Raw genomic sequence first — 9,193 nt, 5'->3', positions numbered from 1 at the left:
GGCAGCCGGTTCGGAATTTGGTCTTCCAAACGGTCACATCCGTAACCGCATGCAAAAAGCCTTGCGGATAAGCGAATCCGTCCCTGCCGCTCAGTTCTCCGGCAAAGTAAATCGGGGTAACCGTTCCGGCGCTGCACAGCCCGAGCAGGGGGAGAGGACAGCCGATTTGTTCCTCCGCCGCCTTCAGAAAATCTGCCTTATAGGGGTCAAAGCGCTTGGAGCCGCCGATTTCCAGATAGTAACGAGCCCCTATCTCCTTCCAGTCAAAATGAGCGCGGGCGGTTGCGATTTCGGCCAATGCGATAATAAAATCAACATAGAACTCCAGCTTTCTGCCCTGCCATGGCTGCTCTTTGTTCCAGATGACCTTGAAGGCATCTTCATAATCGGAACAGTGTTCGAGCTTTGCTGCCATATCCTCTATAAAATTCCACAATAAATGCCGGTTTTCCTTCCCGATCCGGCCATCCGGGACTTTATTCCGCTCTTCCAGTATCGTTTCAAGCCTCACGTTCCAGTTCGCAATGGTCTGCTTCTCCCGCTCCTGCGCTCGTCTTCTTTTCCGCTCCAGATGAATATAAAGCGTATACCCCATTACATACTCCGTCCGTGCTACGGTTTTCCCATCGGACTCGTACCGGTCTTTCCGCATAATCCATCCCTCCGCCAACCCGCCATTACACAGCGAAGCATCCCGGATTTCACGCAGCAGCTCACGCTCGCTCTTCCGGACCTTTGGACTATGAAACAACCGTTCCAGCACTTCAGGGACACTCTTTTCATGAGAGAGACCGGTATCCGTATACCCGCCGGTGATTTTTCCTGTGCGCCTGCGTGTTCTCGAGCCTGCCCTGAAAATATCAATTTCGAAGCCCCCGCCCGATTCGCTGAGAGTCGCGGGCTCTAGCTCCGAGCCTTTGGATAAATAATGAGAACATATGAAATCGACAACCTCCGTATTTAACAAGCTTGTACATCCCCTTATCGCGATGCGTATCAATATGATCTAGTATAATACAAGAGTTATGGGAACTGTGATAGCGTTGGAACCGTCCAGTACCACTGGATCGACCCTAGCCGAAAGGAAACCTATGAGAACGTCCCCGGGAACAATCGGGCTTTGAACATTCAAATTTGGTATCCCGCCGACCGCACCGAAGGCTTTGCGGCAGCGCCTTATGCGGCGGATTTGCCGGTCATTGCCGAAGCGCTGGGCAGGCAATACGGCATACCGAAGCAGTTGTTCAGCTACTTCAATCTGGTTAAGACCTACGCTTATCAAGAGCCGCCCGTATCGAAGACGGAGACGGCCTATCCGGTTGTCTTGTTCTCCCACGGTTTTCCCGGAGGGCGCTACACCAACACTTTCCAAACCGTAGAATTGGCCAGTCACGGCTTTATCGTCGTTGCCGTTGAACATACCCTTAGCTCGTTCACAACCGTATTTCCTGGAGGACGCTATATCGGCCTGTCCCCCAACCAGCCGAAGCCCTCGGACATCTCCGCTTGGGACGATATGATCAACAGTGTCTGGTTGAAGGATATCCGTTTGGTACTGGATCGGCTGGAAGATCTGAACCGCCAGGACGACAAGAACCTCTTGACGGGCGCTCTCGACTTAAGCCGCATCGGCATGCTGGGCCATTCCTTCGGGGGCGCTAACGCCGCACAGGCGCTGCTGCTGGACCAGCGGGTCAAAGCGGCGATCAATATGGACGGCACCTTTTTCGGCAAAGGGGATTTGAGCCGGGGATTGCCGCGTCCCTTCCTGTTAATGAGCTCCGACCTGCCGCCTCAGCCTGCAGATGCCTCGGCCGAACCGACGGACAGCCAGTTGGCTGCCGCCGGCCTGACTCGTGAGCTTTTTGACAAGCAGCTGCGCCAAATCCCTTTGCGTAAACAAGAAGCGATGCGGAACGGAGGGAAGGAATTGATCATTCCTCACGCGACCCATCTGAGCTTCTGCGACTTTTATCTCTGGTTCCCCATGATGGTCTGGGCCAACGGCCAAACGGAGGACCCCCACCGTACCCATAGGACGATCAACAAGGCGACGGTCGCCTTTTTTGAAGAAAACCTTCGCTAGAGATAAGCGGCAAGGACTGACCACGCCTTAAAGCTGCTATTTCCTATCGCTTCTACCGCTTAACTCTTGTATAATACATAAATTAGCTATTATTCCATATCAAAGAAAGGACGTAAAGGCCCATGATCAGATTAGACGCCCACGATTACGCCAAGGCGGAGGAACCGCTGCGAGAGGTGACCATCAATACGCTGTTTGCTCAGGCCGTGATACACGGACATGTTCCCGGGGAGGTATATGCGGATGACCAGCATAACCCGGCTGTCTTTTACATCGTCCATCCTTACGGAATGTCGCTGCTGTTTGGAGAAACGGAGCGCGAGTCTTTTAGACATAAGCTGGTTGAGCATTTATCGAACACTATTAGCACAAGACAAAAATCCGAGTGGCTGCAGGTATATCCCCGTTCCTGGGACCCTCTTATCCGTTCAATGAAGGGCCCGGACTCTGCGGTGCAGGAGAAGGAAGATACGAGAGTTAATTTTGCTTTTGACCGCAGCCGTTATGAGCAGGCTGTCAAGAAGTACGGGAAGTGCGAATACGAGATTGTGCCAACGACTCGGGAGATATTCCGGGAGCTGGAGGGTGTGGTTACTCCGAAACGCTTCTGGAGAGATTCGGAGCAATTCGCGGAGCGGAGCATCGGGTTTACACTGTTGGACGGGGACGAAGCCGCTTCAACCTCATTTGCAGCATTTCTTGAAAATAATCAGCTAGAGATTGGAATCGAAACTCCCGAGAAATTCCGGGGAAAAGGCTATGCCTTCCATGTATGCTCAGCCTTGATCGACTATTGTCTGGAAGCTGGTCTTGAGCCGGTCTGGTCCTGCCGCCAAGGGAACGAAGGCTCTTATTATCTGGCTCAGAAGCTCGGATTTATACCGACTGTCAGCATTCCCTATTACCGGTTAGAGGCATAGAAAAACCCGGAGAGTCCGGGTAGAATTGTTCAAGAACGAGCGCCCTCATAGGCCTGCCGTAAAACATCGATATCCAGCTTGTCCATTTGAAGCATCGCGTTCATGACTCTTGCCGATTTCTCGGCGTCCTCATCCTGCAGCAGCTCTCCCAAGACGGCAGGCACGATTTGCCAAGAAAGTCCGAATTTATCCTTAAGCCAGCCGCATCTCTGCTTCTCCCCGCCTTCGGAGAGCTTCTCCCACAGCTCGTCAATCTCCTGCTGCGTTTCACAGTTTACGAAAAACGATACAGCCGGGGAAAAAGTGAACTGCGGTCCGCCGTTAAGCGCCATAAACTCTTGGCCGTCAAGCTCGAACGTTCCGGACATTACCGTCCCTTTGGGCCAAGGCCCTCCGCCTCCGCTGCGTCTGATGTCCTTGATCCTGGAATTTTTAAAAATTGAGGTATAGAAATTCATCGCTTCTTCAGCCTGATCGTCAAACCATAGAAAAGGGGCAATCTTCTGCATAGGATTCAGCTCCTTTTTCTCTAATTATACCGGTCAAATGATGTGTAAGTACATCCTGAAGTATAGAATTTGCAAGATTTTAAGTGCTAAAAAAAGCTGGGAAAAAGCCGGTCCAAACACGATAGATTGGCCGGCCCTCACAATAGGTCATTCCTGTTCTGTATCTTCAGAAATCTAAAGTTTAAAGTGCAGCACCGTCTGACGGAGCTTGGCTGCCGTCAAACACACGATAAACCCATGTGTTTAACGGCCCCGAAATTAAAGCGTAAATCTTATCTGCCGTCCAGCAGATTGCCCAGTCCGCCGAGAATGCTGCCCTCTTCCTTCCGTCCCGTACCCCGGGCAGCGGACAGAATACGGTCGGCCATCCGGTTGAACGGCAGCGACTGAACCCAAATCTTGCCCGGTCCGCGCAGCGTCGCGAAGAACAGGCCCTCCCCACCGAACAGGGCGGATTTAATGCCTTTGACCATCTCGATATCATAATCCACCGATGAAGTCATGGCGACTAGACAGCCGGTATCCAGGCGAATGACTTCTCCGGGCTGCAAAGTCTTCTCCATGACATATCCTCCGGAATGGACAAAGGCTAAACCGTCCCCTTCCAGCTTCTGCATAATAAATCCTTCGCCGCCGAAGAATCCGGCGCCCAGCCTGCGCTGAAATTCAATCCCTATGGAAACGCCCTTCGCCGCGCAAAGAAAAGCGTCCTTTTGACAGATAATTTTTCCGCCATACTGAAGCAGGTCAAGGGGAATGATCTTTCCCGGATACGGAGCGGCGAACGTAACGGACTTCCGGCCATAGCCGCCGCCATGCGTGAATACGGTCATGAACAGGCTTTCGCCGGTCAGCACTCTTTTTCCCGCGCCCATCAGTTTGCCCATCAGACCGCCGCCGCCCTGACCCGAGCTGCTGCCGTCGCCGAAGATGGTCTCCATACGGATTTCCGGGTCCATCATCATGAAGCTTCCCGCTTCCGCAATCACGCTTTCACCGGGATCAAGCTGAACCTCCACACACTGCATTTCTTCGCCCATAATCACATAATCAATTTCATGCGCTCCCATAACTATCGAGTCCTCCTCAATGATTTGTTCAAGGTTTCTTCAAGCCGTTTGAGCGTTAATACGTCCGTTAAGCCGGAGCGGTTTCGCCGGAACTTAAAATTTAAACCCAAAAACGCCCGGTTTCCCGGGCGCCCTTGATGCGAGACGATTATATTTTGGGTTCAAGCTCATCGCTCGGCGCTGCTTCTGACCATTCACCGACAAATTCGGCCTCATCATAATCAAAGAAGGATTTCAGAATCTCGTCGCGGTCGTCCAGGAACAATTGGTCCGCCACTCCCGAGACAAGCTTCGGCACCGCGTTCTTCGTGCCTGAAATGGCGGAAGCCGAAAGTCCGCAGCTCGCAAGTGCCGAGTAGTTAAAGACGAACAGTCCATGCAGGAGATGCTCTCCCTCCGCGTCACGGCTGGTGAGCGCAAACCCGGGGCTGAGGTAAGGATGCGCATCGAGCAGCGGATTAGCTGTCTCTTCCGGAGCCTTGTAGACATCGCTCCAACGGGCAATGCGGCTCTCGATCAGCCGGAGTTCCGGACGTAAGCCGGGATCGCTGAGCAGACCCGTACTGACGATCAGGAAATCAAATGTGAATCTGCCTTGAGGCGTGGTCACCGTCACTCCTTCGCCCTCGCTCTCTACATCAAGCCATGGAGCGCCAAGATGCAGCTCAAATCCGGGCCATGCAGCCGCCCGCTCAAAGGTATCGTTGGTCGGCGGCTGATTGTACTTGAAAAAATGAGAAATCGCCGCATATTTCTCGGCATCCGTCAGTACGTGGAAGCGCTCAATCATCCCCGACGATTCCATCTGGCGGATCGGGTTGACGCTCGGCAGCTTCTCCCGTCGGACAAAGACATGAGCTTCGGCCACGCCTTGGGACAAGGCGAAATTGGCATTGTCAAAGGCCGATGCTCCGCCGCCCAGAATCCCGATTTTCTTGCCCTTAAGCGTATCAAAATCAATCATCTCCGAGGTATGGGCATACAGATGGTTCGGCAAATTATCGGCGATGAATGGAGGCACATGCCATTCGCCGCCCCCCTGAATGCCTGTTGCCAGAACAACCTTTCGCGCCAATAATTGTTCCGAAGGCGCCCCAGTTCCCTCAATATGCAAGCGGTGAATCCCGTCCTCGGCAGGCTCAATCAGCTTCAGCTTAACCTCATTAATGACCGGAAGACCGAGAACCTGCCGGTACCAGCGTAAATAATTCATCCAGTCGCCCCGCGGAATTTTATCGACCTCTTCCCAGCCCTTCGGTCCGAACTGCGCTTCCCACCAGGAGCGGAAGGTCAGAGAAGGTATTCCGAGGTCGATGGAAGTCAGATGCTTGGGCGTGCGCAGCGTAACCATTCGCGCATAAGTTTCCCACGGCCCTTCCAGGCCCTCACGGTTCTCATCAATAACAAGAATATTCGATATCCGTTCACGCAGCAGGCCAAAAGCCGCAGCCAAGCCGCTTTGACCTCCCCCGATAATTACGACGTCATAGACATGCCCTTCGGAATGATTCTTCGGCTGTATCCAAGCCGCGCCTCCAAAGGCAAGGTAGGAAAGATCGGTTTTCACTCGTTCATTCAAAGCTTCAAGGCTCATGACTCCTCATACCTTTCAGTGGCTTCCGCCAGCATATGTGCTAATAGTCATATTATATCTTGAGTCATCAGCCGTTTAAATGTTGATGGCATGTATATTGTCATAATATCTAAAATTCTCATTATTAATTGTGCATAGCAACTAAGAATCAGCGTTTTATGAGAGGGAATGTGACATCGGAGTACTCCGAGACCTCACGATTTGCCAATCGACACTGGACGGAGATGCGAATTAATGGCCGCCGCCTCGATTATTCTGGAAGTGATCTTCCATTTCTCGCTCGCCAATTGATTTATGGGATGCGGCCTTTGCATTTAATTGCAAAACTGCTCCAATGCAGTTTCTTTCGGTGATTCTATCGATCGATTTGGAAAAAGCTGCGACCCTGCAGGAATTTCAAGCAATTTCCGCCATAACGAGAGTTTAAGCAGGGAAGACATGTATTTTCGCAGGAATGTCCGTCTTGAATTAACCGTGATGTAAAAAAGATGTATGGCAGCAGGTTTTTTCTAAAAAATTGCTCATACGCATCTGCGAGGTGTTTAACCCAGCTCTCCACGCTCTAAAAAACGATTGTACACAAAGCTGCTCCCCCAATTGTACCAGAACGGATTTCCGCCCTAGACCGGTTCAATTAAGAGCTGTCCTCCGTAAAAGAACCCGGCACCCTCCAGCCTCATTCCGTGCAGCCCCGGCTCATTATCTTAAATAGCCTCCGTTATTAATATCAAAGGTAGCGCCCGTGTAGTGCTTGGATTTATCGGACAGTAAAAAAACGACCGTTTCAGCCACATCCTCCGGCAATACCGGCGAAGGAATCAGTTGGTGGCTCAGATACTCTTTTTTTCTCCATTCGGGAATGGCCTCCATCATTGAAGTGTCCACCATCGTGGGTGCAATAGCATTAACGCGTATGTATGGCGAAAAATTCATGGCGCAGCTCTTGGTTAACCCGAGCAAGGCTGCTTTGGACATCCCATAAATCGCATCCGAGCTTCCCTCCATCCCCGACACGGAGGACATATTGACGATTGTTCCCTGGCGCTGATTGCGAAGCATCCGCTTTCCGAACAGCTGCGAGAAATAGACGGCGCCCTTGATGTTGATATCCATGACCCTGGCGATTTCGTCCTCTTGATAATCCAGTATGCTTTTCGCCAAATAAATCCCCGCGTTATTCACCAAGCTGTCCGCATCTGGGTGCTCCTGTTCAATATAGGAAAAAAAGTCGCGAACCTGATCATAGTCGCTTACATCTACTTGATAGGTGTGCAGATTTTGACAAGCATCCGCCTGCTGCTTCAGCTCTTCGAGCAACCGGCTATTAATGTCACATGCGATTACCGAAGCGCCTTCGCGCAAACCGAGTTTCACGATTTCTTTTCCGATCCCGGATGCCGCGCCGGTTATGATCAACTTTTTATTAGTCAGCATGATAATCAACCACCCTAAATCTAAATTTAATAGCCATTTTACCTTTCGGCAGCTTGGGATTTGCATATGAATAATATAGTTAAATAAAGTGGTTCATTCAACGGTAAAGGATTTGATGATTTTGAGGATAGCCTTCTTCACAGATACGTTTTACCCGCAAATCAATGGTGTGTCCAATACGTTGATGTATTTGAGCCAATATTTGACGCGCTGCGGCATTGAACATCTATTCTTCGCCCCCGATTATGAGACCGATGAACCTGAAGCAGACGGGGTCCCTGTCGTACGGTTCAAAGGATTTACGCCCCATATCTACCCGGATTGCCGCCTCTCGTTCCCTCCTTATCCCAAAATTCTTGAGCAGCTCTCGGACTTTGGGCCCGATGTCGTGCATATTGTCACTGAGCTCGGCGTCGGCTGGAGCGGCCTGCGGGCCGCAAGAGCGCTAAATATACCGATCATCATGTCCTACCATACGAGCTTCGACAAGTACCTCCAATTTTACCATATGCAGTATTTAAACAAAGCTTTGTGGGCATATATGCGCTGGTTTCACAGCTTCGCGCTCGTCAATCTCGCCCCTTCCCGAAGTACGCTGTACGATTTGACGCGGCATGGCATCCAGAATTTGGCCCTTTGGCCCCGAGGAATCGATCTGGAACGGTTTAATCCCGGGAATTACTCCCCAGAGCTTAGGGAAAAGCTGGCCGGAAAAAGGGAAGTTGTATTTCTCTACGTCGGCCGCATCGCGGCGGAGAAAGGGCTGCCAACGCTGGCTGACAGCATCATGCAAGTGAATCAGCGATACGGAGAGCGGGTAAAATGGGTCTTCACCGGGGAGGGGCCTTATTTGCCGGAGCTGATCGCCAAAAGGATACCGAACGCCATTTTTACGGGAAGCCGCCGGGGTGAAGAACTGGCTGCAATCTATGCGAGCGCAGATGTCTTCGTATTTCCTTCCGGCACCGAGACGTTCGGCAATGTGCTGCTTGAGGCGATGGCGAGCGGGCTGCCTGTCATCTGCACCGATTCCGGCGGCGTGACCGATTTTACGGAGAACCACAGGAACGCGCTTGTATGCAAGTACGGCAGCGTCCCGGAGCTATCCAAGGCGATCGTCAAAATGCTCAACCCGCATAATCGGCAGATGCTGAGCGAGAAAGCGCTGGAAACGGCCAAATCCCGAAGCTGGGACGCCGTCTTTGAGGGTCTCATGCTGCATTATCATTACGCCGCGCACCCGGAAATCTACGCCGGACGAAAGGTCATCGGTTGACGCGATTAACCTGCTTCTCCCGCTCCGCATTTCAGCGGAAATGAGCTGCCTTCTGGATTCATAGTGTATCACCCATGGATTTGATGGTGCATACACTGCACTGGTGAGGTGAGCCTAAACTATGGACGGACAGATCTGGCCGCAGCAATATGCCGCGAAGCTCCATCGTTCTTTAAGACAAAAGATTGGGCAATCTGATATGCCCGGCGCTAAACCGGCAGCCATTCGGGTCATTATTCAACTGAAGCAAAAAATAACCCCGGCCCGGCTGCATTCCCTGAAGAAGCACGCAGGCCGGCACGCT

The 9,193-nt window shown here is 51.8% G+C and carries 8 protein-coding genes and 1 pseudogene; 4 read left to right on the top strand and 5 right to left on the bottom strand.

Annotated elements, in window-relative coordinates; genetic code table 11:
* Positions 1 to 967: pseudogene (locus L691_RS0103650) on the bottom strand (hypothetical protein); the annotation flags it as partial.
* Between the two features lie 99 nt (positions 968 to 1,066).
* Here L691_RS0103650 and L691_RS0103645 point away from each other — a divergent pair.
* Positions 1,067 to 2,086, top strand: a complete 1,020-nt coding sequence (locus tag L691_RS0103645) for an alpha/beta hydrolase family protein (RefSeq protein ID WP_084653795.1) — start codon at positions 1,067 to 1,069, stop codon at positions 2,084 to 2,086.
* Between the two features lie 122 nt (positions 2,087 to 2,208).
* Positions 2,209 to 3,006: a GNAT family N-acetyltransferase gene (locus tag L691_RS0103640; protein ID WP_025688848.1), complete on the top strand. Its 798-nt coding sequence runs from the start codon at positions 2,209 to 2,211 to the stop codon at positions 3,004 to 3,006.
* Between the two features lie 29 nt (positions 3,007 to 3,035).
* Here the strand turns inward: L691_RS0103640 and L691_RS0103635 are convergent, their stop codons facing one another.
* The 4 genes from L691_RS0103635 to L691_RS0103620 form a co-directional block, all read right to left on the bottom strand.
* A complete protein-coding gene (locus L691_RS0103635; protein WP_025688846.1) occupies positions 3,036 to 3,515 on the bottom strand; it encodes a VOC family protein in 480 nt (159 codons plus the stop codon).
* Between the two features lie 272 nt (positions 3,516 to 3,787).
* Positions 3,788 to 4,585, bottom strand: a complete 798-nt coding sequence (locus L691_RS0103630) for a TIGR00266 family protein (RefSeq protein ID WP_025688845.1) — start codon at positions 4,583 to 4,585, stop codon at positions 3,788 to 3,790.
* Positions 4,586 to 4,733: 148 nt separating this feature from the next.
* A complete protein-coding gene (locus tag L691_RS0103625; RefSeq protein ID WP_025688844.1) occupies positions 4,734 to 6,179 on the bottom strand; it encodes an NAD(P)-binding domain-containing protein in 1,446 nt (481 codons plus the stop codon).
* A gap of 699 nt (positions 6,180 to 6,878) precedes the next feature.
* Positions 6,879 to 7,613, bottom strand: coding sequence for an SDR family NAD(P)-dependent oxidoreductase (locus L691_RS0103620; protein ID WP_025688843.1), 735 nt, complete (start codon positions 7,611 to 7,613; stop codon positions 6,879 to 6,881).
* Between the two features lie 121 nt (positions 7,614 to 7,734).
* Here L691_RS0103620 and L691_RS0103615 point away from each other — a divergent pair, with 121 nt between their 5' ends.
* Complete coding sequence (locus L691_RS0103615) at positions 7,735 to 8,889, top strand: glycosyltransferase family 4 protein (protein WP_025688842.1); 1,155 nt, start codon at positions 7,735 to 7,737, stop codon at positions 8,887 to 8,889.
* Positions 8,890 to 9,010: 121 nt separating this feature from the next.
* A partial coding sequence (locus L691_RS27730) for a hypothetical protein (protein ID WP_036735119.1) occupies positions 9,011 to 9,193 on the top strand: 183 nt, incomplete at its 3' end.

It is taken from the genome of Paenibacillus zanthoxyli JH29, from assembly GCF_000520715.1.
Taxonomy (GTDB): Bacteria; Bacillota; Bacilli; order Paenibacillales; family Paenibacillaceae; genus Paenibacillus_AQ; species Paenibacillus_AQ zanthoxyli.
Note: the sequence above shows the minus strand (reverse complement) of the source record. Positions and strands in the feature narration are given on the sequence as shown.

Bases quoted from the DNA above. Each gene is read 5' to 3' on its own strand.
- L691_RS0103620 (WP_025688843.1), bottom strand. From the start codon at position 7,613: ATGCTGACTAATAAAAAGTTGATCATAACCGGCGCGGCATCCGGGATC.
- L691_RS0103625 (WP_025688844.1), bottom strand. From the start codon at position 6,179: ATGAGCCTTGAAGCTTTGAATGAACGAGTGAAAACCGATCTTTCCTAC.
- L691_RS0103635 (WP_025688846.1), bottom strand. From the start codon at position 3,515: ATGCAGAAGATTGCCCCTTTTCTATGGTTTGACGATCAGGCTGAAGAA.
- L691_RS0103640 (WP_025688848.1), top strand. From the start codon at position 2,209: ATGATCAGATTAGACGCCCACGATTACGCCAAGGCGGAGGAACCGCTG.
- L691_RS0103630 (WP_025688845.1), bottom strand. From the start codon at position 4,585: ATGGGAGCGCATGAAATTGATTATGTGATTATGGGCGAAGAAATGCAG.